Origin of the sequence: Streptomyces sp. NPDC059718 (genome assembly GCF_042733315.1) — a bacterium.
GTDB lineage: Bacteria > Actinomycetota > Actinomycetes > Streptomycetales > Streptomycetaceae > Actinacidiphila.
In genome coordinates this window covers 23,738-45,609 of sequence record NZ_JBHWGA010000025.1, presented here as the reverse complement: position 1 = coordinate 45,609, position 21,872 = coordinate 23,738, and the positions used below count along the sequence as shown (strand labels likewise).

19 protein-coding genes are annotated in these 21,872 nt (G+C 71.6%); 13 read left to right on the top strand and 6 right to left on the bottom strand.

Annotation, left to right across the window (positions count from 1 at the left end; translation table 11 throughout):
* Positions 1-55 precede the first annotated feature (55 nt).
* The 5 genes from ACFV3E_RS26570 to ACFV3E_RS26550 form a co-directional block, all read right to left on the bottom strand.
* Positions 56-853, bottom strand: coding sequence for a carbohydrate ABC transporter permease (locus ACFV3E_RS26570; protein WP_500372544.1), 798 nt, complete (start codon positions 851-853; stop codon positions 56-58).
* 56 nt (positions 854-909) lie between these two features.
* Positions 910-1,860 (bottom strand): carbohydrate ABC transporter permease, encoded by a 951-nt coding sequence (locus ACFV3E_RS26565; RefSeq protein WP_500536921.1) that lies wholly within the window; start codon positions 1,858-1,860, stop codon positions 910-912.
* A 7-nt stretch (positions 1,861-1,867) separates the two neighbouring features.
* Positions 1,868-3,205, bottom strand: coding sequence for an ABC transporter substrate-binding protein (locus ACFV3E_RS26560; protein ID WP_500362686.1), 1,338 nt, complete (start codon positions 3,203-3,205; stop codon positions 1,868-1,870).
* A gap of 277 nt (positions 3,206-3,482) precedes the next feature.
* Positions 3,483-4,487, bottom strand: a complete 1,005-nt coding sequence (locus tag ACFV3E_RS26555; protein ID WP_500536920.1) for a LacI family DNA-binding transcriptional regulator — start codon at positions 4,485-4,487, stop codon at positions 3,483-3,485.
* Between the two features lie 148 nt (positions 4,488-4,635).
* Entirely contained in the window at positions 4,636-5,112 is a 477-nt protein-coding gene (locus tag ACFV3E_RS26550) for a MarR family winged helix-turn-helix transcriptional regulator (protein ID WP_500536919.1), read from the bottom strand.
* Positions 5,113-5,243: 131 nt separating this feature from the next.
* Between ACFV3E_RS26550 and ACFV3E_RS26545 the strand changes: the two genes are divergently transcribed.
* From ACFV3E_RS26545 to ACFV3E_RS26495, 11 genes are all read left to right on the top strand, one after another.
* Positions 5,244-6,023, top strand: coding sequence for an RNA polymerase sigma factor (locus tag ACFV3E_RS26545; RefSeq protein WP_500536918.1), 780 nt, complete (start codon positions 5,244-5,246; stop codon positions 6,021-6,023).
* Between the two features lie 208 nt (positions 6,024-6,231).
* Positions 6,232-7,380 carry a transaldolase gene (tal, locus tag ACFV3E_RS26540; protein WP_500536917.1) on the top strand — a complete coding sequence of 383 codons (1,149 nt, stop codon included), beginning with the start codon at positions 6,232-6,234 and terminating at the stop codon, positions 7,378-7,380.
* Entirely contained in the window at positions 7,377-8,930 is a 1,554-nt protein-coding gene (zwf, locus tag ACFV3E_RS26535; RefSeq protein ID WP_500536916.1) for a glucose-6-phosphate dehydrogenase, read from the top strand. The genes tal and zwf overlap by 4 nt, the downstream gene beginning before the upstream one ends.
* Positions 8,927-9,961 carry a glucose-6-phosphate dehydrogenase assembly protein OpcA gene (opcA, locus tag ACFV3E_RS26530; RefSeq protein ID WP_500536915.1) on the top strand — a complete coding sequence of 345 codons (1,035 nt, stop codon included), beginning with the start codon at positions 8,927-8,929 and terminating at the stop codon, positions 9,959-9,961. The genes zwf and opcA overlap by 4 nt, the downstream gene beginning before the upstream one ends.
* Entirely contained in the window at positions 9,954-11,603 is a 1,650-nt protein-coding gene (gene pgi / locus ACFV3E_RS26525) for a glucose-6-phosphate isomerase (RefSeq protein ID WP_500536914.1), read from the top strand. The genes opcA and pgi overlap by 8 nt, the downstream gene beginning before the upstream one ends.
* Before the next feature lie 89 nt (positions 11,604-11,692).
* Positions 11,693-12,580, top strand: coding sequence for a phosphogluconate dehydrogenase (NAD(+)-dependent, decarboxylating) (gene gnd, locus ACFV3E_RS26520; RefSeq protein WP_500536913.1), 888 nt, complete (start codon positions 11,693-11,695; stop codon positions 12,578-12,580).
* 88 nt (positions 12,581-12,668) lie between these two features.
* Entirely contained in the window at positions 12,669-13,346 is a 678-nt protein-coding gene (locus ACFV3E_RS26515) for a histidine phosphatase family protein (protein ID WP_500536912.1), read from the top strand.
* A gap of 97 nt (positions 13,347-13,443) precedes the next feature.
* Positions 13,444-14,271, top strand: a complete 828-nt coding sequence (locus ACFV3E_RS26510) for an SDR family oxidoreductase (protein WP_500536911.1) — start codon at positions 13,444-13,446, stop codon at positions 14,269-14,271.
* A 122-nt stretch (positions 14,272-14,393) separates the two neighbouring features.
* Positions 14,394-15,056, top strand: coding sequence for a nitrile hydratase subunit beta (gene nthB, locus ACFV3E_RS26505; protein WP_500536910.1), 663 nt, complete (start codon positions 14,394-14,396; stop codon positions 15,054-15,056).
* The gene (nthA, locus tag ACFV3E_RS26500) at positions 15,056-15,655 is read left to right on the top strand and encodes a nitrile hydratase subunit alpha (protein ID WP_500536909.1); all 600 of its coding nucleotides are present in this window, start codon (positions 15,056-15,058) and stop codon (positions 15,653-15,655) included. The genes nthB and nthA overlap by 1 nt, the downstream gene beginning before the upstream one ends.
* Positions 15,652-16,020 carry a nitrile hydratase accessory protein gene (locus ACFV3E_RS26495; RefSeq protein ID WP_500536908.1) on the top strand — a complete coding sequence of 123 codons (369 nt, stop codon included), beginning with the start codon at positions 15,652-15,654 and terminating at the stop codon, positions 16,018-16,020. Before nthA ends, ACFV3E_RS26495 begins: the two co-directional genes overlap by 4 nt.
* Positions 16,021-16,049: 29 nt before the next feature.
* On the opposite strand, the gene ACFV3E_RS26490 is transcribed toward ACFV3E_RS26495, so the two are convergent.
* Positions 16,050-18,299 (bottom strand): SpoIIE family protein phosphatase, encoded by a 2,250-nt coding sequence (locus ACFV3E_RS26490; protein WP_500536907.1) that lies wholly within the window; start codon positions 18,297-18,299, stop codon positions 16,050-16,052.
* A gap of 203 nt (positions 18,300-18,502) precedes the next feature.
* Between ACFV3E_RS26490 and ACFV3E_RS26485 the strand changes: the two genes are divergently transcribed.
* Together ACFV3E_RS26485 and ACFV3E_RS26480 are read left to right on the top strand one after the other, a co-directional pair.
* Positions 18,503-19,408, top strand: coding sequence for an NmrA family NAD(P)-binding protein (locus tag ACFV3E_RS26485; RefSeq protein WP_500536906.1), 906 nt, complete (start codon positions 18,503-18,505; stop codon positions 19,406-19,408).
* 497 nt (positions 19,409-19,905) lie between these two features.
* Entirely contained in the window at positions 19,906-21,864 is a 1,959-nt protein-coding gene (locus ACFV3E_RS26480; protein ID WP_500536905.1) for a multicopper oxidase family protein, read from the top strand.
* Positions 21,865-21,872: the final 8 nt, after the last annotated feature.

The following is a 21,872-nucleotide window of genomic DNA, read 5'->3' as shown; positions in this document are numbered from 1 at the left end:
GGCGGGGCGGCGGGGGGAGGGAAGGGCGAGGGAGGGCAGGGGTGCCGGCGCGGGGCTAGCGGAGCGAGCCGGCGGCCAGTCCGGTGCGCCAGAACCGCTGGAGGAGGATGAACACGAGGATGACGGGCACGATCGAGACCAGCGAACCGGTGATTACCGACTCCTGCAGGAGCGGGGCGCGGGCGGTCTGGCCGTTCCACTGGTACAGGCCGAGCGTGATCGGGAAGAGCGACTCCTTCTGCAGCATCACCATCGGCAGGAAGAAGTTGTTCCAGATCGCGACGAACTGGAACAGGAAGATGGTCACCAGCGAGGGCGTCATCAGCTTGAACGCCACCGAGAAGAACGTCCGGAACTCCCCGGCCCCGTCGAGGCGCGCCGACTCCAGGATCTCCTGGGGGACGGCCGACGCGGCGAAGATCCGGGCCAGGTAGACGCCGAACGGGCTGACGATGCTGGGCAGGAACACCGCGAGGTAGGTGTTGACGAGCCCGGTCGCCGAGAACAGCAGGAACAGCGGCAGCGCGAGCGCGGTGGTCGGTACGAGGATCCCGCCGAGGATGACGGAGAAGAGGAACTCGCGGCCCCGGAAGGGGAACTTGGCGAGCGCGTAGCCGCACAGCGCCGAGATCAGGGTGCCGACCGCCGCGCCCAGCACCGCGTACAGCACGCTGTTCAGCGCCCAGCGCCCGAAGATGCCGTCGCTGCGGGTGAAGAGGGTGTCGAGGTTGGCGAAGAGGTCGAAGTGCGAGAACGCCAGGCCGTTGGTGGAGGCGAGGTCGCCCTGCGGCTTCGTCGCCGCCACGACCAGGAAGTAGACCGGCAGCAGGAAGTAGACCGCCAGCAGGAACATCAGGGCCGTGGCGGCCGTGCGGCTGACGCGGCTCTCGCGGATCGGGGTCTGGTCGCTCACAGTCCGGCCCTCTTCGAGGTCAGTCGCATGAACCCGAAGCTCAAGACGAAGGTGATCACGGCGATGACCACGGAGATCGCCGCCGCCTGCTGGTAGTTGTTCCCGGAGGCCACCGTGTACGCGAGCATGTTCGGGGTGAAGGTGCTCGAGATGTTCGAGGAGATCTGGCGGAGCACCGCCGGCTCGGCGTACAGCTGCAGCGTGCCGATGATGGAGAACACCGTGGTCAGGACGACCGACGGGGCGATGATCGGCACCTTGATCCGCCACGCGATCGCCCAGTTGCTGGCGCCGTCGAGCTTGGCGGCCTCGTAGAGCTCCTGCGGGATCGACTGCAGCGCGGAGAACATGATCAGCATGTTGTAGCCGGTCCACAGCCAGGTCGACACGTTCGCCGCCGACCACAGCACGGCACCCGGACCGAGGAAGTCGGGCTGGAGGCCGACGCCCTTGAGCAGGTCGACGACCGGGCTGATCTGCGGCGAGTAGAGGTACGACCACATGATCGCGGCGATGACGCCGGGCACGGCGTACGGCATGAACGCCGAGATGCGGAAGAACGCCTTGAGCTTCAGCAGGGGGGTGTCGAGCAGCAGCGCCATGACCAGCGCCACGAAGAGCATCACCGGCACCTGCACGATGCCGAACAGCCCGATGCGGCCGATGCTGCCCCAGAACTCGGTGTTCTGGAAGACCTGCGTGTACTGCTCCAGACCGCCGAAGGTCGTGTACGACGTGCCGTACTGGCCGCCGGTGCGGCGCACGACGAGCAGGCTCTGCCAGAGCGCGTAGCCGATCGGCACCAGGTAGAAGAGGACGAACGGCAGGAAGAACGGGGTCACGAACGCGGCGATGGTGCCCGCCCGGGGGCCGCCGCCGTTGTGGCGGCGACGGCGGCCCTCGGTGGTCGCCACCCCGCGCGTCGCGCGGGTTGCGAGGTCGGTCATGCGACGGTCACTTGCCCGCCGTGGCCGGGATCGCCTGGTCCTTCATGGACTTCAGCGCGGCGTCCTGGGCGGCCGTGAGAGCGTCGGCGACGGTGCCGTCACCGGCGGTCGCCTTGGCCATCGCGTCCTGGAGCGCCAGGTTGACCGTCTTCTGGGTCGGGCCCCAGGTGAACTCGGTGTCGATGTTCTTGGACGACTCGGCGAAGACGTCGAAGATCTTCTCGTTGTCGTAGTAGGCCACGCCCTGGGAGAGCGCGGGGAGCGCCAGACCGGCGGTGGCCGCCGGGTAGAGGCCGCCCAGCTTGTTCTCCAGCGCGAGGGCCTCGGGGTCGGTGTTCAGCCAGGTGTTGAACTTGACCGACTCGTACGGGTGCTTGCCGCCCTTCATGAAGGCGACGGTGGAGCCGCCCCAGTCGCCGGACGCGGCGCTCGAACCCCAGGTCGGCATCGGCACGATCGACCACTTGCCGGCCTGCTTGGGGAGGTTGTCGCGGAACATGCTGTAGCCCCAGGCGGCGCCGACGTAGGTGGCGATCTGGTCCTTCTGGTACGCCGTGTACATCTGCGTCGAGCCATGGGCGAGGTCGGTCCGCACCAGCTTGGCGTCGATCAGCTTCTGCCAGTAGTCGGCGACCTGCTTGCTCTGCTCGGACTCGACGGCGACGTGCCACTTGTCGCCGGAGTAGGAGTACATCTCGGCGCTGTTCTGCCAGAGGAGACCGTTGAACCACTCGGCGTTGTTCGGGTCGAAGAACGTCATGCTGAGGTTCGGGTCCGCCTTGTGCAGCTTCTGCGCCTCGGTCGCGTACTCGTCCCAGGTCTTGGGGATCTCCAGGCCGTGCTTCTTGAAGATGTCGCTGCGCACGTAGAGGGCCATCGGGCCGGTGTCCTGCGGGATGGCGAACACCCCGGTGCCGCCGAAGCTGGCCTGCGACCAGGTCCAGGGCACGAACGCCGACTTGGCGTCGGTGGCCGCCTTGCAGGCGGAGGCGTCCGCGAAGGCGTCCTGGCTGCGCAGGTTGGGCAGTTCGTCGTAGCCGACCTGGGCGAGGTCCGGCGCCTTGCCCGCCTTGAGGGCGTTGCCGATGGTGCCGTACTGGTCGTTGGAGATGTTCTTCGTCTCGACCTGGATGTTCGGGTTCTTCTTGTTCCACAGCGCGACGACTTCGTCCATGCCGGGAACGGTGTTCCAGTACTGGAGGGTGACTTTGCCCTTCGCGGGCGCGCAGGCGTCTGCCGATGCGCTGTCACCCGAAGGGGCCGGCGATGAGCATCCGGCGAGTACGGCGATGCTGGCTGCCGCGGCGACGGCGGCGACGCGGATGCGCGTGACTGTGCTGCTCATGGTTTCCGTTCCGGAGGACGACTGGCGTGGGCGCCAGCCGGGTCGACGTTGACACCTCAGGCGGGCCGTGCTGGAGAGAAGGGACAGGGGGAGCGACGGGTTCCGGTGCACGCACCGAGCGCCTTCGCAAGGTTGGGCAAAACCACGTGTTCCGGTCCCGTGAGCGTTCACGTGAGCGTTCACGTGAACGCTCACGGGGCCATTGAGAATTGTTCGGAAGTGTGCGCTCCGGCGCCGTCAAGTGTCAAGACTTTGCGGCGCACACGGGTCCGGCAGGTTAAGCGGAGCCGCTCAGCCGCAGTTCGGCGCGGACGACGAGGTCGTCGGCCCCGAGCGGCTCCAGCCCGGTCAGCAGCCGTGCGACCTGGTCGATGGCGAGCGCGCCGAGCCGGCGCGTGTCGAGCGCGACGCTGGACAGCGGGGGCTCGACGAGCGTGCCGAGCTGCAGTCCGTCGAAGCCCACCACGGCGAGGTCCTCGGGGACGGCCCTGCCGAGCCGGCGCGCCTCGCGCAGGGCGCCGATGGCGATGATGTCGTTGAAGGTGAAGACCGCGGTGACGTCGGGATGCTCGGCCAGCAGCTTCCTGAGCGCCGTCCCGCCGCCGTCGGCCGACTGGGCGGCCCCGACCACCCTGGCCGCGTCGATACCGTGGGCCGCCGCGGCCGCGGCGAACCACTCGCGCCGGACGCTCGGCTCGGCACGGCCGTCGTGGTCGAGCATGCCGATGTGCCGGTGGCCCGCGGCGACCAGGTGCGCGACCGCGGCGTTGACGCCCTCCTCGCCGTCGATGCGGATCGAGCTGAACCGCGCCGTGTGGTGCTCACGCCCGATGAGCACCACGGGCACTCCGCGGGTGAAGCGTTCGAGGTCGTGCTCGGAGCAGCTGAAGTAGCCGACGACCGCGTCCACTTGCGAGGCGATCACCTGCAGGGTGCCGAACTCCTCCTCGGCCCGGTCCCCGGTGTCGTAGACGACGACGTGCCAGCCGCGCGCCCGGGCCGCCTCCAGCGCGGCCGCGGCGACCTCGGTGAAGAACGGGTTGAGCAGGTCGGGGATGACCAGCCCGATCGTGGTGGTGTCCTGCCGGACCAGGCCGCGGGCGAACCGGCTCGGCCGGTAGCCGAGCTCGCGGGCGGCCTCCAGCACACGCTGCTTGGTGGCGCCGTCGATCTCGTCCTTGTCGTTGAGCGCCCGCGACACGGTCTGCCGGGACACCCCCGCGGACCGGGCGACGTCATGGATCGTGACCCTCCGGGATTCCGTCCCTGACGACGACACCATCGCGTACCTCCCGATCGTCGCGGGTGCCGGCGCGCCCGCAGGGCCTGAGTATGCACGTCCCGGACGGGGCGGCGCGAGATCAGGTCCCCGCACTGCTGCGGGGGTACGGGTGCGTCGGCGCGGCTCTGACCTCGGGAAAGGGGCGGAGTCAGGTCGCCGCGCCACGCAGCGCCGCGCCGAGCGCCCGGAGGTCGAGACCCGCGAGGTGGTCCAGGAAGTGGCGGCGCATGGAGGCCAGGTGGGTCGGCCATGCCTCCTCCAGGCGGGCCAGCCCGGCGTCGTTGAGGACGGCGTTCGAGCCCCGGGCGTCCCGCTCGCACCTGACCCGCCGGATGAATCCCTGGCCCTCCAGCCGGCGCACCACGCCCGTCATGCCGCTGAGCGACATCTCGCAGGCGGCGGCGAGGTCGCTCATCCGCATCCGCCGCCCGGGCGCCTCCGAGAGGTTCATCATCGCCCGGTACTCGATGAGGGGGAGCCGCTGCTCGTGGGTCATGTCGGCGTCCAGTGCGCGGGGCAGGGCGTAGATGACACGGCTGAGGGACCGCATGAGGGCTTCTTCGTCCGGATTGAGCGGATTTGGCAGATCCGGGTCGGATTCCGGGCGGTGTGCGGCATCCTGCATGCCCCCACTTTACTTGCTTCGCGAAGGATATATATTTGCTACGCGAAGCAATTAATGCCGAGCCGTGCGGCGTGGCCACCCTGCCCGCGCGACCGTACCGACCCCGCAAGTCATCCCGGAAAGAGACGCACATGCCTCAGTCGCTGACGAACGCCCAGTCCACCGCAGGAATCCGGTACGCGGCGTCCGGCCCGGGCGGTGGCCGGCACCGGGGCCGGAGCGTCGACGGTGAACCGTACGTGCGGGGGAGCGGTACGGCTCCCGGGGGCGGCCGCCACCGCAGGACCGTCCGCGCCCCGCAGGCCTGGCAGGCCGCCGAGGGGCCGGTGCGGCCGGCCGTCGGGGACGAGGACGGTTCCACCGGGCGCGAGGCCCGCTTCGAGCGTGACGTGCTGACCCTCCTCGACCCCGTGTACCGGGCCGCGTTGGGCGTCACGGGCGACCCGGCCGAGGCGGAGGAACTCGTCCTGGAGGTGTTCACCCGGGCGTACGCCGCGTTCCCGCGCCTCCTCGACGGCATCGACCACCGGGCCTGGCTCTACGACCTCCTGGCCTCGGCGTTCGTCGGCCCCCACCCGGAGGTGTGCGTGCTGCCGCCGGAGTCCGGGATCCCGGAGGGGGTGCGGATGTCCGCGCTGGACGAGTTCGTCCTGCTGTCCGAGGCGGACGTCCGGGCCGCACTCCTCACGCTGCCGAAGGAGCAGCGGTTCGCCGTGTACCTCGCGGCCGTTGAAGGTTTCACCTATCAGGAGATAGCAGACATCATGGATGTTTCCGCAGCAATTGCGGCGTACTGGCTGCACGACGCCCGGCTGCGGCTGTGGGCGGCCGAAGGCCCGCGCGTGGTGGCGTCCGAGCAGGAGTACGTCTCCGGCGACCTCGTCGGTGCCGGGCGGAGCGTATCCGCATGACACGTCGTCGCGGGGACAGGCGGCGGGCAAGGGCCGGCGGGCCCGCGCGGCACCCATGCGCGGCGTGATCTTCGTCGCTCGTCACATTCCCGGGGCCCGCGCTGTCATGCCCGCGGGGAGGAACACCTCGGTCACCTGCGGAAACACGGCTCCCCACAGCCGGGAATCCTTTGGGGTCCGCCGCGGTTGACGCGAGCGCAGAAAGAAGATGATCACAGTGAACGAAGAACCAACCGCAACCGCGGAACCGTTGCAGCGACTGGCCGCCGAGGGAGTCTCGGTCTGGCTGGACGACCTGTCGCGCAGACGCATCGCCTCCGGCGACCTCGCCCGACTCGTCGCATCGGGACGTGTGGTGGGCGTCACCACGAATCCGTCCATCTTCCGTGCCGCCATCGGCTCGGGGGAGGACTACCGGGAAGAGCTCGCCGACCTGGCCGCGCGCGGCGTCACCCCGGACGAAGCCGTCCGCATGATGACCGCCGCCGACGTGCGTGCCGCGGCCGACCTCCTGCGACCCGTGTACGAGGCGACCGGCGGCCGGGACGGCCGGGTGTCGATCGAGGTCGACCCGCGCCTGGCCCACCGCACGCGGGCTACCGTCGCCGAGGCCCGGCAGCTCGCCTGGCTGGTCGACCGCCCCAACGTGATGGTCAAGATCCCGGCGACCGCGGAGGGCCTGCCCGCCATCACGGAGGTCACCGGCCTCGGCATCAGCGTGAACGTCACGCTGATCTTCTCGCCGGAGCGCCACCGCGAGGTCATGGAGGCCTACCTGACCGGTCTGGAGAAGGCGCGTGCGGCCGGGATCGACCTGTCCACCGTGCACTCCGTCGCCTCCTTCTTCGTCTCCCGCGTCGACACGGAGGTCGACCGGCGGCTGACGGAGCTGGGCACGGACGAGGCGTCGGGCCTGAAGGGCAGGGCGGCGCTCGCCAATGCCCGGCTGGCGTACCGGGCGCAGCGGGAGTTCTTCACCGGCGACCGCTGGGCCGCGCTCGCCGCGGCGGGCGCCCACGAGCAGCGGCCGCTGTGGGCCTCCACGGGCGTGAAGGACCCGGCGTACCGGGACACCCGCTACGTCGAGGAACTCGTCGCGCCCGGAACGGTCACCACCGTGCCGGAGGCGACGCTCGACGCCGTCGCCGACCACGGCCGCGTCGACGGCGACACCGTCACCGGCCGCCACGACCGGGCCCGCGCCGACCTGACGGCCCTGGAACGACTGGGCATCCCCCTCGACGAGGTCGTCCGGCAACTGGAGGACGAAGGCGTGGCGAAGTTCGAGGCGGCCTGGGCCGAACTGCTGCAGGCCATCGGAACAGCACTGAACGGCAAGGGAGCCGACGCGCGATGAGCAAGGACCCGACCGCACCCGCCACCACCCCGTGGCCCAACCCCCTGCGCGATCCGTCCGACCGGCGGCTGCCGCGCATCGCGGGCCCGTCCGGTCTGGTGATCTTCGGCGTGACGGGTGACCTGTCCCGCAAGAAGCTGATGCCGGCGGTGTACGACCTGGCCAACCGCGGGCTGCTGCCGCCGGGCTTCTCGCTCGTCGGCTTCGCCCGCCGCGACTGGGCGGACCAGGACTTCGCCCAGGTCGTGCACGACTCGGTCCGCGAGCACGCCCGGACGCCGTTCCGCGAGGAGGTCTGGCAGCAGCTCGCCGAGGGCATGCGCTTCATCCCCGGCGACTTCGACGACGACGTCGCGTTCAAGCAGCTCGCCGTCACCGTGGACGAGCTGGACGCCACCCGGGGGACCAGCGGCAACTACGCGTTCTACCTGTCCGTACCGCCGAAGTTCTTCCCCAAGGTCGTGCGGCAGCTGAAGAAGCACGGGCTCACCGACGCCCCCGAGGGCTCCTGGCGACGCGCGGTCATCGAGAAGCCCTTCGGCCACGACCTGGCCAGCGCGCGGGAACTCAACGCCCTCGTCCACGAGGTGTTCGCCCCGGAGCAGGTCTTCCGGATCGACCACTACCTGGGCAAGGAGACCGTCCAGAACATCCTGGCGCTGCGCTTCGCCAACACGATGTTCGAGCCGCTGTGGAACCGCTCCTACGTCGACCACGTGCAGATCACGATGGCCGAGGACATCGGCATCGGCGGCCGCGCGGGCTACTACGACGGCATCGGCGCCGCGCGCGACGTCATCCAGAACCACCTCCTGCAGCTGCTCGCGCTGACCGCGATGGAGGAGCCCGCCTCCTTCGACGCCAAGTCGCTGGTACAGGAGAAGCTCAAGGTCCTCCAGGCCGTCCGGCTCCCCGGCGACCTGGGCGCGCACACCGTGCGCGGCCAGTACGCGCACGGCTGGCAGGGCGGCGAGGAGGTGGACGGCTACCTGGAGGAGGACGGCATCGACGCCGAGTCCAGGACCGACACCTACGCCGCGATCAAGCTGGCCATCGACAACCGCCGCTGGGCGGGCGTCCCCTTCTACCTCCGGGCCGGCAAGCGCCTGGGCCGCCGCGTCACCGAGATCGCGGTCGTCTTCCAGCGCGCCCCGCACTCCCCGTTCGGCCCGGAGGCGACGCAGGAACTCGGGCAGAACGCGATCGTCATCCGCGTCCAGCCCGACGAGGGCATCACGGTGCGCTTCGGCTCGAAGGTGCCCGGGACGTCGATGGAGATACGCGACGTGACGATGGACTTCGCCTACGGCGAGTCCTTCACCGAGTCCAGCCCCGAGGCGTACGAGCGGCTCATCCTCGACGTCCTGCTCGGTGACGCCAACCTCTTCCCCCGCCACCTGGAGGTCGAGGAGTCCTGGAAGATCCTCGACCCGATCGAGCGGTACTGGGACACGCACGGACGGCCCGCGCAGTACACCGCGGGCAGTTGGGGCCCCGCGGAGGCCGACGAGATGCTCGCACGAGACGGACGGAGCTGGCGCAGGCCATGAGGATCGACCTGACCGACACCACGGCAAGCCACATCAACAAGGCCCTGGTGCAGGGCCGCCGCGCCATCGGCACCCCCGCCGTCGGCATGGTCCTGACCATGGTCATCGTGACCGACGAGGAGAACGCCCACGACGCCCTGAAGGCGGCGGAGCAGGCGGCGCAGGAACACCCCTCGCGCACGCTCGTCGTCATCAAGCGGCCCTCGCGCACCACCGGCCGGCGCACCCCCTCCCGCGTCGACGCCGAGGTCCGCGTCGGCTCCGACGCCGGATCCGGCGAGGCGGTGCTGCTGAGGCTGTTCGGCGAAGCGGCCGGGCACGCCGACTCCGTGGTCCTGCCGCTGCTGCTGCCCGACGCCCCCGTCGTCGTCTGGTGGCCCGCGGACGCACCGGACGCACCGGCGAAGGACCCGCTCGGCGCCCTCGCCCAGCGCCGCATCACCGACGCCTACGCGGTCGACCGGCCGCTGGAGGCACTGGCGGCCCGGGCCGGTGCGTACACGCCCGGCGACACCGACCTCGCGTGGACCCGGACGACGCCGTGGCGCTCCATGCTCGCCGCCGCGCTGGACCAGGCCCAGGCCCGCGTCACCTCCGCGGTCGTGGAGAGCGAGGCCGACAACCCCAGCGCCGAACTGCTGGCCCGCTGGTTCGCCGACCGGCTGCGCGTGCCCGTCGAACGGATCGTCACCGACGGGCCCGTGGTGACCGCGGTCCGGCTGCGCACCCCGCACGGCGACATCCTCATCGACCGCCCCGAGGGCGCCGTGGCCCGGCTGTCCATCCCCGGACAGCCCACCCGCGTCCTGGCGCTGAAGGTGCGCACCACCGCGGAGCTCATCGCGGAGGAGCTCCGCCGTCTCGACCCGGACGAGGCCTACGCCGCCGCGCTGCGAACCCAGGTCAAGACGCCCCGCACGAAGGCCCTCCCGGCGAAGGCCCCCTCCACCAGGGCCCGTTCCGCGAAGGCCGCCCCGGTGCCCCCGCAGCGCGCGCACCAGCACGAGAACCAGGAGAAGGACGATGCCTGACACACCCAAGCCGAGCCACCGCCCGCAGTGGGCCGCACTGGCGGAGCACCGCGCCGCCACGCGGCCGGGACCGCACCTGCGCGAGCTGTTCGCGGCGGACCCCGCACGCGCGCGGCGCTACACGGTGGAGGTCGGCGACCTGCGCATCGACTACTCCAAGAACCTGGTCACGGACGAGACCCTCGCCCTGCTGCGCGAACTGGCCGCCGCCACCGCCGTGTTCGAGCTGCGCGACGCCATGTTCCGCGGCGAGAAGATCAACGTCACCGAGGGCAGGGCCGTCCTCCACACCGCCCTGCGCGCGCCGCGGGACGCCGTCGTCGAGGTGGACGGCGAGAACGTCGTGCCGCGGGTCCACGCGGTGCTCGACAAGATGTCCGCCTTCGCCGACCGGGTGCGCTCCGGTGAGTGGACCGGCCACACCGGCAAGCGGATCAGGAACGTCGTCAACATCGGCATCGGCGGCTCCGACCTCGGCCCCGCCATGGCGTACGAGGCGCTGCGCCCCTTCACCGACCGCTCGCTGACGTTCCGTTTCGTCTCCAACGTCGACGGCGCGGACCTCCACGAGGCCCTGCAGGGCCTCGACCCGGCCGAGACCCTGTTCGTCGTCGCGTCCAAGACCTTCACCACCATCGAGACGATCACCAACGCCACCTCCGCGCGCAGCTGGCTGCTGGCCGGGCTCGACGGCGAGGAGAACGCCGTCGCCCGGCACTTCGTCGCCCTGTCGACCAACACCGGCAAGGTCGCGGAGTTCGGCATCGACCCGGAGAACATGTTCGAGTTCTGGGACTGGGTGGGCGGCCGTTACTCCTTCGACTCGGCGATCGGCCTCTCCCTGATGGTCGCCATCGGCCCGCGGCGGTTCCGTGAGATGCTCGACGGCTTCCACACCGTCGACGAGCACTTCCGCACCGCGCCCGCCGAGGCCAACGCGCCGCTGATCCTCGGACTGCTCGGCGTCTGGTACGGCAACTTCTTCGACGCCCAGGCGCACGCCGTCCTGCCGTACTCCCACTACCTGTCCAAGTTCACCGCCTACCTGCAGCAACTGGACATGGAGTCCAACGGCAAGTCCGTGGACCGCGACGGGCACCCCGTGGAGTGGCAGACCGGCCCCGTCGTGTGGGGCACGCCCGGCACCAACGGGCAGCACGCGTACTACCAGCTGATCCACCAGGGCACGAAGCTGATACCGGCGGACCTCATCGGCTTCGCCCGCCCGGCCGGCGAACTGAGCGCGGAACTCACCGCCCAGCACGACCTGCTGATGGCCAACCTGTTCGCGCAGGGTCAGGCGCTCGCCTTCGGCAAGACCGCCGACGAGGTCCGCGCCGAGGGCGTGCCCGAGGAGCAGGTCCCGCACCGGACCTTCCGCGGCGACCACCCGACCACCACCGTCCTGGCGGCCGAACTGACCCCCTCGGTCCTCGGCCAGCTCATCGCGCTCTACGAGCACAAGGTCTTCGTCCAGGGCGCCCTGTGGAACATCGACTCCTTCGACCAGTGGGGCGTCGAACTCGGCAAGGTCCTCGCCAAGCGCGTCGAACCCGCCCTGACCGGCGAAGCCGACGTGCCCGGACTCGACCCCTCCACCGCGGCCCTGGTGGCCGCGTACCGCTCCCTGCGGGGCAACTGACCCGGGGGGACTCCCACGGCGGCGCCGCCCGGCCCCGGGTGCGCGCCGCCCGCCGACCACACCCGCGACACACAGAAGGAGCACCTGACATGCAACTCGGACTCGTCGGCCTCGGCAAGATGGGCGGCAACATGCGCGAGCGGATCCGCCGCGCCGGCCACACCGTCGTCGGCTACGACCGGGACCCCGACCTGGCCGACGTCGGCAGCCTCACCGAACTGGTCGACAAGCTCGACGCACCCCGCGTGGTGTGGGTGATGGTGCCGGCCGGCGCGCCGACCCAGTCCGTGGTCGACGAGCTCGGCGGCCTCCTGGAGCCGGGCGACATCGTCGTCGACGGCGGCAACTCCCGCTGGACGGACGACGAGAAGCACGCCGAGGAGCTGGCCGCCAAGGGCATCGGCTTCGTGGACGCGGGCGTCTCCGGAGGCGTCTGGGGCCTGAAGAACGGCTACGCCCTCATGGTCGGCGGCCGGATCGAGCACGTGGAGAAGGTGCAGCCGGTCTTCGACGCCCTCAAGCCCGCGGGCGACTTCGGCTTCGTCCACGCGGGCGCGGTCGGTGCCGGCCACTTCGCGAAGATGGTCCACAACGGCATCGAGTACGCCATGATGCAGGCCTACGCCGAGGGCTGGGAGCTGCTGGAGAAGGTCGACTCGGTCACCGATGTGCGCGAGGTGTTCCGCTCCTGGCAGGAGGGCACCGTCATCCGCTCCTGGCTGCTGGACCTGGCCGTGGGCGCCCTCGACGAGGACGAGCACCTCGACGGCCTCAGGGGGTACGCGGAGGACTCCGGCGAGGGCCGCTGGACCGTCGAGGCGGCCATCGACAACGCCGTGCCGCTGCCCGCCATCACCGCGTCGCTCTTCGCGCGCTTCGCGTCCCGCCAGGACGACTCCCCGCAGATGAAGATGATCGCCGCGCTCCGCAACCAGTTCGGCGGCCACGCCGTCACCACCGCGGACGACAAGGCCTAGTCACCGCCGGAGCCCGCGCCCGCCGGCGCGGGCTCCGCACCGCCTCACCGCACCACCCCTCCTCCGTGCCGAAAGTGGATGAACGACCATGGGCGACCTGCTCCTGCTCCGCCACGGCGAAACCGCGTGGACCCTGTCCCGACAGCACACCAGCCACACCGACCTGCCCCTGACACGGCACGGCGAGGGGGAGGCGTCCCGCGTCGCCCACCTGCTCCGCGGGCACGACATCGCCCTCGCCCTGAGCAGCCCCCTGCGCCGCGCCGTACGCACCGCCGAACTGGCCGGGGTGTCCGGCGCCGAGATCGACCCGGACCTGAGCGAATGGGACTACGGGGGCTACGAGGGCGTCACCACCGCCGAGATCCACCGCACCCGCCCGACCTGGAACCTGTGGGCCGACGGCGTGGCCCCCGGCCCCCCGGACCATCCGGGGGAGGGCCCCGAGGACGTCGGCCGCCGCGCCGACCGCGTGCTCGCCCGCGTCGAGCCGCTGCTGCGCGACCCCGCCGCGGGCGACGTGCTGCTCGTCGCGCACGGCCACATCCTGCGCGTCCTCACCGCCCGCCGCCTCGGCCTGCCGCCGTCGGCCGGATCGCTGTTCGCCCTGGACACCGGCACTGTCAGCCGGCTCGGCACCGAGCACGACCGCCCCGTCATCAAGGCCTGGAACACCACGGGCGCCCCGGCGACCGGCGCGCCCTCCCCGTCCGGCATGATCCCCTGGCCGCGGCGCCCCGAGCACGACTCGTCCCCGGGCCGGTGAGGGGGCGTCGCCCCGTCGGGAATTTCCTCCCTCGCCTTCGCCGTCCTCCGGGGCGGAGGAGCCCCGCCGGTCCTGCGGCTGCCCTACCGTGAAGCCCGTGAAGGTCCTCATCGTCGGCGGCAGCGGGTTCCTCGGCAGGGAACTCGTACGACAGGCCGCGGCCGCGGGTCTCGAGACGGCCGCGACATACCGCTCCCGCCACCCCGGCGGGGTCCCCGGTGTCCCGTGGCACCACCTCGACCTCCGCGCCCCGGGGCGCCTCGGCGAGGTACTGGCCGAGGTGGCCCCCGACACCGTCGTCAACGCCAGCAGCGGGTACAGCGACTGGGAGGTCACCGCCGACGGCTCGGTCCGCGTGGCCCTGGCCGCGGCGGAACACGGCTGCCGCCTGGTCCACGTCTCCAGTGACGCCGTCTTCTCCGGGGGCCGGGTCCACTACGACGAGACCTGCCTGCCCGATCCCATCAGCCCGTACGGCGCGGCGAAGGCCGCCGCCGAGACCGCGGTGCGGCTCCTGGCACCGTCCGCCGTGGTCGCGCGTACCTCGTTGATCATCGGCGACGGCGGATCCGCGCACGAGCGCCTGATCCACGACCTGGCCGCCGGCGTGCGCGACGGCGTCCTGTTCACCGACGACGTCCGCTGCCCGGTGCACGTCGAGGACCTCGCCTCCGCTCTGTGGGAACTCGCGACGTCCGACGCCTCGGGCGTGTTCCACCTCGGCGGGACGGACGCCCTCAACCGCTACGAACTCGGCGGCCTCATCGCCCGCCGCGACGGACTCGACGCCACCGCGCTGCGCGCCGGGCGCCGCGTCGACGGCCCCGTGCCCGGCCCCCTCGACGTCCGCCTCGACAGCAGCGCCACCCAGCGGCGCATACGGACCCGCCTGCGCGGAGCCCGGGAGTTCCTCCACCCCCGGTAGGACGCGGGCCCGACTGCCCATCGGATGGAACCGGGAGGCACGCGGGCCGTGTCGCCGGGGACAACGGCCGCCCAGGGGCCAAGCTGATGTGCCAGTGGTCCCGGCACACGGAAGGGCGCGCCATGGAGGGCATCGCGGACATGGGGGGCACGCGGGGATGGGGGCCCGTCCGGCCGCCGAGACCCGGCGAACCGGTCTTCGCCGAGCCCTGGCAGGGCCGGGCGTTCGCGCTGGCGATCCTCTCCATCCAGGTGTCCGGGTACAACGTGGACGCCTTCCGGCACGCCACGGAACGCCTGGACCGGGCCGCCTACCTGGACGACGGCTACTTCGGCCGCTGGCTGAACGCCGCGGAGCTGGTGCTCACCGAGAGCGCCGTCCTGGCGCCCACCGCGGTCGAGACCCGCGCCCGCAACCTGCGCGGCGCCGGTGTCGAGGAGCCACCGGTCCCCGAACCGGCCCGCCCCGACTACGCTCCCACCGCCCCGGGCTCGCTCCGTACCGTGGACACCCCGCCGGCCTTCGCCGTCGGTGAGCGGGTCCGCGCGAAGGACATGTCCCCGCCCGGGCACACGCGGCTGCCGGGTTATCTGCGCGGACACCCCGGCGTCGTCGAGCTCGTGCAGCCCGCCGCGCTGCTGCCGGACACCCACGCGCACTTCCTGGGCGAGAACCCGCAGCACGTCTACTCGGTCCGGTTCGACTCCCGCGAACTGTGGGGCGCCGGCGCCGAGCCCTTCTCCGTCACCGCCGAGCTGTTCGAGAGCTACCTGGAGACCCCCTGATGACCTCCACCGGCGGACCGGGCGACGACCTCCCCCCGGCCCTGCGCACCGAGGCGCTGGAGCAACTGCTCACCGAGCGCGGCCTGATCGACCCGGCGGCGATGGACACGATCATCGCCACCTACGAGACCCAGGTGGGCCCGCTCAACGGCGCCAAGGTCGTCGCAAGGGCGTGGACCGATCCGCAGTACAAGCGCCGGCTGCTCCAGGACGGCACCGCGGCCATCGCGGAACTGGGCTTCACCGGCCCTCAGGGCGAGCACATCGTCGTCGTGGAGAACACCCCCACGACCCACAACGTGGTGGTCTGCACCCTGTGCTCGTGCTATCCGTGGCCGGTGCTCGGCCTGCCGCCGAGCTGGTACAAGGACCCCGCCTACCGCTCGCGCGTGGTGAGGGAACCGCGCACGGTGCTCTCCGAGATGGGACTCGACCTCGCCGAGGACGTGCGGATCACCGTCCGCGACTCCACCAGCGAGGTGCGCTGGCTGGTGCTGCCCGAACGCCCCTCCGGCACCGAGCACCTGACGGAGGAGGAACTCGTGCCGCTGGTGACCCGGGACGCCATGGTCGGCGTGGCGAAGGTGACGACGCCGTGACCGCGCCCCTGGACGTCGACGGGCCGGCCGCGCCGCCCCGCTCCAACGGCGAGCTGGTCTTCGCCGAGCCGTGGGAGAGCCGCGCCTTCGGCATGGCCGTCGGCCTCCACGCAGCGGGTGCCTTCGCCTGGCCCCGGTTCCAGGCCGCGCTGATCGCCCGGATCCGGGCCTGGGAGAACGCACCGCCGGCGGACGGTCCCTGGAACTACTACCGGCTCTGGCTGGCCGCGCTGGAGGACGTGCTCGCCGAACAGGACGTGGTCCGTTCGGGCGAGGTCACCGCGCGCGCCCGCACCCTGGCCGGCCGGCCCGCGGGCCACGACCACGGCGACCACCACGACCACGACCACGCACATCGGCACTGACCGCGAGGCACCGGTCCACGCCCGATCCGTCAGCCGTGCGGGATGGGCAGGTCCAGGGAGACGGTCTTGCCGCGGCCGTTGGGCGAGGTGTTCCACTGCCCGGCCAGGGCCTCCACGATGAGCAGCCCCCTGCCGTGCTCGGCCTCGGCGTTCTCCTCCTCGTCCAGGGCCAGCGGCGAGGGGACGGGCGGGTTGCTGTCGGAGTCCCGTACCTCCAGCCGGACGTGGTCGCCGAAGGCCCGCAGCCGGACGTCGACGTCGCTGCCCGCGTGGATGAGGGCGTTGGTCACGATCTCCGACGCGATCAGCTGGAGGGTGTCCGACACCACCGGCAGCGACCACGCGTGCAGTTGCTCGTCGACGAAAGCCCGGGCCGCCTTGACCCCGTGCAGATCGCGCCGCTGCACGTGCAGGCTGGCCGCCCGCGGCGCCCCCTTGCCCGCGGCGCCTTCGTACCGGGCCAGGAGCAGCACCGCGTCGTCCCGGCGCCACCGGGGGCCGGAGACCTCGGCGACCATGCGGTCGGCGACCTGTTCCAGGTCGGCCGCGGCCCCGGTCTCCCGGACCCCCGCACGGAGCAGGGTCCGCGCGCACGCGCCGTGGTCCCCGGTGAGGGAGTCGGTCAGGCCGTTGGAGTAGAGCATCAGCACGGACCCCGGCGCCAGTGTGTGCTCATAACTGCGGTAAGGGTGCTGCGTGGTGACGCCCAGGGGGAGGTTCGGAGGCGCGTCGAGGACGTCCACGCTTCCGTCTGGCCGCCGTACGACCGGCGCCGGATGCCCGGCGAGAGCGACCTCTGCCGTACCGTCAGCGGTGTCCAGGGCGACCACGCAGCAGGTCACGAGCTGCTCCGTGCCGAGTTCGGCGAGCAGCCGGCCCGTCCGGTCGATCACCACGGCGGGGCGGTGGCCCTCGGTCGCGTACGAGGTCAGCGCGGTGCGCACCTGGCCCATGACGGCGGCGCTGTCCAGGTCGTGGCCTTCCACGTCACCGACGACGAGCACCATCCGGTCGTCCGACACCTTGATCACGTCGTACCAGTCGCCGCCCGCCTGGCAGGTGGTCGTGGCGGGCCGGTAGCGCGCGGTGGTGGCCAGCCCCGGCAGCTCGGACAGGACGGGCGGCAGGAGCCTGCGCTGCAGGTGTTCCGCGATCTCGCGTTGCCGGGTGCCCAGTTCGACGCGTTCCACCGTCGCCCCCAGCATGCCGGCCATCATGCCGAGCACCGTCCGCTCCTCGGGCGGGAACGCGCGGGCCCCCTCGAACTCCAGGCAGCACACCCCGATGATGCGCGGGTTCATCAGCGACACTTCGGCGACGCTCCTGCTCCCGACGACGAGCGGCAGGTAGGCCTCGGCCCGTGGCCCGGCGTCGTGCCGGAACGGGTCCGTGTCCGGTGGTGCGCCCTCGGACAGGAACAGCGCGTGCCCGCGCACCGCCTCCGCCGCGGGAGTGCTCGCGCCGAGTCTGGCGCCGTGGACGGTGCGGACCAGGGCGGAGGACGGTCCGCTGTGTCCCAGGACCCAGAGCCGGCCCGCACTCACCGAGGCCAGCACCACGGCTCCGGCGCCGAAGGGGGACATGATGCAGTCCCGGGCCGCCGCGACGACGTGGTCCACCGTCGTGGCCTGGTTGAGGCGCTCGGCGAAATGACGCAGGGGGTACATCAGGCTGGCGCCGGACGAGCCGGGGACGCCGCGCACCCCCCAGCCCGGGGTGTGGATGCTCGCGTGGAACACCGGCACGAGGGCGGGTGCGGGGCCGGTCGTGACGGCAACGCCGTGACGCACGAGTTCGGCGAGGGCGGTGGCCAGCGCGTCCGCGATCTCCCGCAGCACCGCGTGGTCGGCGGGGCCGTAGTCGCCGTGGCTCTCCAGGCGCAGCACGGTGAGCGCGCCGAAGCGGTGCCCGCCGGCGGTGGCCGGGGACGCCAGGGCCGCGTACGGATAGGGCAGTGCGAAGCGCTGGTCCGGGTCGGCCGGGTCGGGATCGGGCAGCACCGCCGTCGCGCCCGTGGTGACGGCGTGGGTCGACGCGCGGGGCATGTCCATGGTCATCCGGCAGGGGACCGTGAACATGGAGGGCGGGCTGCCGGCGATCATCGCCGCTCGCAGTTCGGCGCCGTTCGGGTCCAGCAGGTAGACCGCCGCGGCGACGGCGTCCATCCGGAACAGGGCCTCACGGAGGGCGCCGTGCAGGACCTCCTCGAGACCCGTGCCCTCGATCCGTGCGGGCCCGCCTTCGCGGCGGTGTTCTCCGACTGCGCTGTTGCTGGTCATCGAACGGCTCCCTCTTGGCGAGTATAGGTGCGCGGGTGACCGGTCGCTCAGGCGCGAAGACCTCGTTTGCCGCTCGAGAGATAGGAGCATATGCTCGTAATAGTGCGGGTGGGAGCGCGCGTCCTGTGGCACCTCGTACGCCACGGGAGTCCGTGGCCACACCCGTCACCGCAAACTCAGCCAACCCAGAAGGAGACCGACCGATGGCTGCCGGCAATCTTGTCCTCGTCACCGGGGTCGGCGGCGTGGGCCGTGCCGTCCTCGAACTCCTGCGTGAGCAGGACGTACCGGTGCGCGCGATGGTCCGCCACGACGACGAACGGGCGGACGCGCTGCGCGCGCTCGGCGCGGAGGTCGTCACCGGCGATCTGACCCGGCCCGAGACCGTGGCGGCGGCACTGGAGGGTGCGCGGCGGATGTACTTCGCGATGCCCGTCTCGACCGATCACCTGCTCGCGGCGACCGTGGTGGCGAGCGTCGCCCGCGCGTACGGGCGGCTGGACGCGCTGGTGGGCATGTCGCAGATGACGGTGTCGCAGATGACCGCGACCAGCACGGGGGAGTCCCACCAGCAGCGGCTGCACTGGCTGGCGGAGCAGGTGCTGAACTGGTCGGGCCTGCCGGTGGTCCACGTCCGCCCGACGTCCTTCCTGGACAATCCGCTGTTCACCGCGCTGGCGGCACGGTCGATCCGGGAGACCGGGACGATCGCGCTGCCGTTCGGCACCGGGCGTACCTCTCCGGTGGCCGTGGAGGACGTCGCCCGGGTCGTCGCCACGGTCCTGCGCGACCCGGTCCCGCACGTCGGCAGGGTCCTCGAACTGACCGGGCCGCGCACGCTCGACATGGCCGAGATGGCCGGGGAGTTCTCCCGGGCGCTGGGGCGTGAGGTGGCCTACGTGGACGTGCCGCCGGAGCGGTGGCGGGACGAGGTGCTCAGCCTGGCCGGTCTGCCGCCGCACGTCGAGGCGCACGTCGCCACCATGGGCCGGCTGCACCGGGAGAACCGCTACGACCGGGCGTCCGACGACGTCGAGCGTGTGACGGGCGTGCCCGCCCGGACCGTCGAGCAGTTCGTCGCCGCCCGCCGGGACTTCTACCTGGGCTGAGCCCGGGTGGGCCGCTCCGGCATCCCGCGGGGACGCCGGAGCGGGGTGCGGCGTGCGTCCGCGGGCCCGTATTGCCGCCGGTTTGATGACGAATCAAGCTACTTGCACGTACAAGTAGTCCAATGTTCTACTTGCTTGACCGAGCAAATAGTGCGCGGGGGGCTCAGCGCAGGCTGGGGGGAATGCCCGGGTACGAGTGCCGCACCGAGGTGGCGAACCCACCGGGAGGATGCGCGCTCCGGGAGCGCCGGACCGACAGGACCCTCGTCGGGACCGGCCGGCAGGCCGACGTGCCTGCCCTGACGCGGGATGCCGATGGCCGACAGGCCCGACGGCATCCGTCCGCGCCCGAATGTCCTCAGGTCGCCGGTCGACCGCTCGGCATCGCCGTCCTGAGGCGCGCGGAGCGACGCTCCCCGGACCCAGGGGGCACATGTGCGTCCCTTCGAAGCTCCGCCTCCCGCGCTCGTACCACCCAGAACAGGATGAACACTTACATGTCAACGACCAGCAGGCGGACCGTCCTCGGCATGGCCGGGGTCACCGCGGCGGCCGTCGCCGTCGCCGGTACCGGAGTCCTCGGCTCCGCCGGCGTCTTCGAGGGCACGGCGGAGGCGGCCGATGCGCTGCACGGCGTGAACGAGCCCACGTTCACGACGTTGAAACCGTTCCGGGACGCGCTGCGCGTCCCGCCGGCGCTGCGCCCCAAGCGCCATGGGATCACGGAGATCGACATGGTCGAGTCCCATGTCCGGTTGCACTCCCAGATGCCGCCGACCCGGCTGTGGACCTACGCCGGCCACTTCCCCGGCCCGACCATCGAGGTCCGCAGCGGGGAGCGGGTCCGGATCGCCTGGAACAACAAGCTCAAGGGCAGGACGCCGATCAAGGCGGTGTGGGTGGACCCCGAGGGCCCCGGCCCCGGCCTGCTGCCCTACAACCGGCCCGGCGCCGAGGGTGCCGCCCCCCGCCCCGAGGTCGAGCGGCTCACTGCCTGGACCACCGTCCATGTGCACGGCGGCCACCAGAACGCCCTGAGCGACGGCGCCGCGGAGTTCGGAGTCACCTCCGGGAACGGGCAGTTGGGGGAGTACGCCAACGACCAGGCGGCGGCCCACCTCTTCTACCACGACCACGCCATGTCGGTGACCTCGCTCAACGTCCAGGCCGGTCTGGTCGGCAACTACGTGGTGCGCGACGCGGAGGAGGACCGGCTCGGACTGCCCCGCGGCGAGTACGAGATCCCGCTGACGATCCAGGACGTCAACTTCGACACCGACGCCCAGGGCCGGCTCACCGGCCAGGTCCTCGCGAAGCGGGTCGTGGGCGGCGGCGCGATGCCGATGCCGGGCACCATCCCGCCCGCACTGGCGAGCCTGAACCCGTTCACCATGGTCAACGGCGTGGTGTGGCCGTACCTGGACGTGCAGGCCCGGGCCTACCGCTTCCGCCTGGTGAACGTCTCCACCACCCGCGTCTACCGCCTGGTCGTCGTCGACGAGGAGACCGGCAAGGTCGTACGCGGCGCCATGAAGCTCATCGGCACCGACATGGGGCTGCTCGGCAAGCCGCAGACCATCGACGAGGCGATCTCCCTCTCGCCCGCCGAGCGCGCCGACGTCGTCATCGACTTCGCGGCCTTCCCCGGGAGGAAGCTCAAGCTCGTCAACACGATCCCGGGTCAGACCGCCGGAGCGGCCCTGCCGGACTTCATGGTCCCCTTCCCGGAGGTGATGCAGTTCCGCGTCGAGAAGAAGCGCCGTGCGCTCCACCCGCTTCCGACAACGTTGTCGAACTCGTTCCGCAGGCTCACCCTCGCCGATGTGCCCAAGGACGCCACCGAACGCTTCGTCCTGCTGAGCTTCGACAAGACCGGCGCCATGCCCCAGATCTGGGAGATGGAGCAGGTCCCGGCCGGCACGGCGCCGGGCACCGGCATCGTCACGGTCGACATGCCGGGCGGCACCCGGACGCTACGCCGCACGAGCACCATGTTCGAGGACACCACCACCTTCTTCGCCGCCTCCGGCACCTGGGAGAAGTGGCACTTCATCAGCGCCGCCCCCGAGGGCGTGCCCATCTACCACCCGATGCACATCCACCTGATGAACTTCCAGGTCGTCGACCGGCGGGCCGTCGACTCCTCCGGCATGGACTTCGCCACGGCGCAGACCAGGAAGCCCATCACCCTCGGCGCCCCGGTCCCGGTCGCCCCGGAGGAGTCCGGCTGGAAGGACACCATCACCGTCAACGCCAACACCCTCGTCACCGTGGCGGGACGGCTCGCCGACCAGACCGGCAAGGTCATGTACCACTGCCACCTCCTCGACCACGAGGACGAGGGCATGATGCGGCCCTTCGTCGTCATGCCGTCGCCGGTCCACGACATCCACCGGATGCTGATGGACATGGGTCGGGGAACGGACGCGCACGACATGAAGCACATGAAGATGTAGCCCTCACC

Excerpts from the sequence above, each read along its gene's own strand:
- ACFV3E_RS26560 (WP_500362686.1), bottom strand. The coding sequence starts at position 3,205 with ATGAGCAGCACAGTCACGCGCATCCGCGTCGCCGCCGTCGCCGCGGCA.
- pgi (WP_500536914.1), top strand. The coding sequence starts at position 9,954 with ATGCCTGACACACCCAAGCCGAGCCACCGCCCGCAGTGGGCCGCACTG.
- ACFV3E_RS26545 (WP_500536918.1), top strand. The coding sequence starts at position 5,244 with ATGCCTCAGTCGCTGACGAACGCCCAGTCCACCGCAGGAATCCGGTAC.
- nthB (WP_500536910.1), top strand. The coding sequence starts at position 14,394 with ATGGAGGGCATCGCGGACATGGGGGGCACGCGGGGATGGGGGCCCGTC.
- ACFV3E_RS26570 (WP_500372544.1), bottom strand. The coding sequence starts at position 853 with ATGTTCCTGCTGGCGGTCTACTTCCTGCTGCCGGTCTACTTCCTGGTC.
- ACFV3E_RS26480 (WP_500536905.1), top strand. The coding sequence starts at position 19,906 with ATGTCAACGACCAGCAGGCGGACCGTCCTCGGCATGGCCGGGGTCACC.
- ACFV3E_RS26515 (WP_500536912.1), top strand. The coding sequence starts at position 12,669 with ATGGGCGACCTGCTCCTGCTCCGCCACGGCGAAACCGCGTGGACCCTG.
- ACFV3E_RS26565 (WP_500536921.1), bottom strand. The coding sequence starts at position 1,860 with ATGACCGACCTCGCAACCCGCGCGACGCGCGGGGTGGCGACCACCGAG.
- ACFV3E_RS26490 (WP_500536907.1), bottom strand. The coding sequence starts at position 18,299 with ATGACCAGCAACAGCGCAGTCGGAGAACACCGCCGCGAAGGCGGGCCC.
- gnd (WP_500536913.1), top strand. The coding sequence starts at position 11,693 with ATGCAACTCGGACTCGTCGGCCTCGGCAAGATGGGCGGCAACATGCGC.
- opcA (WP_500536915.1), top strand. The coding sequence starts at position 8,927 with ATGAGGATCGACCTGACCGACACCACGGCAAGCCACATCAACAAGGCC.
- zwf (WP_500536916.1), top strand. The coding sequence starts at position 7,377 with ATGAGCAAGGACCCGACCGCACCCGCCACCACCCCGTGGCCCAACCCC.
- nthA (WP_500536909.1), top strand. The coding sequence starts at position 15,056 with ATGACCTCCACCGGCGGACCGGGCGACGACCTCCCCCCGGCCCTGCGC.
- ACFV3E_RS26555 (WP_500536920.1), bottom strand. The coding sequence starts at position 4,487 with ATGGTGTCGTCGTCAGGGACGGAATCCCGGAGGGTCACGATCCATGAC.
- ACFV3E_RS26550 (WP_500536919.1), bottom strand. The coding sequence starts at position 5,112 with ATGCAGGATGCCGCACACCGCCCGGAATCCGACCCGGATCTGCCAAAT.
- tal (WP_500536917.1), top strand. The coding sequence starts at position 6,232 with ATGATCACAGTGAACGAAGAACCAACCGCAACCGCGGAACCGTTGCAG.
- ACFV3E_RS26485 (WP_500536906.1), top strand. The coding sequence starts at position 18,503 with ATGGCTGCCGGCAATCTTGTCCTCGTCACCGGGGTCGGCGGCGTGGGC.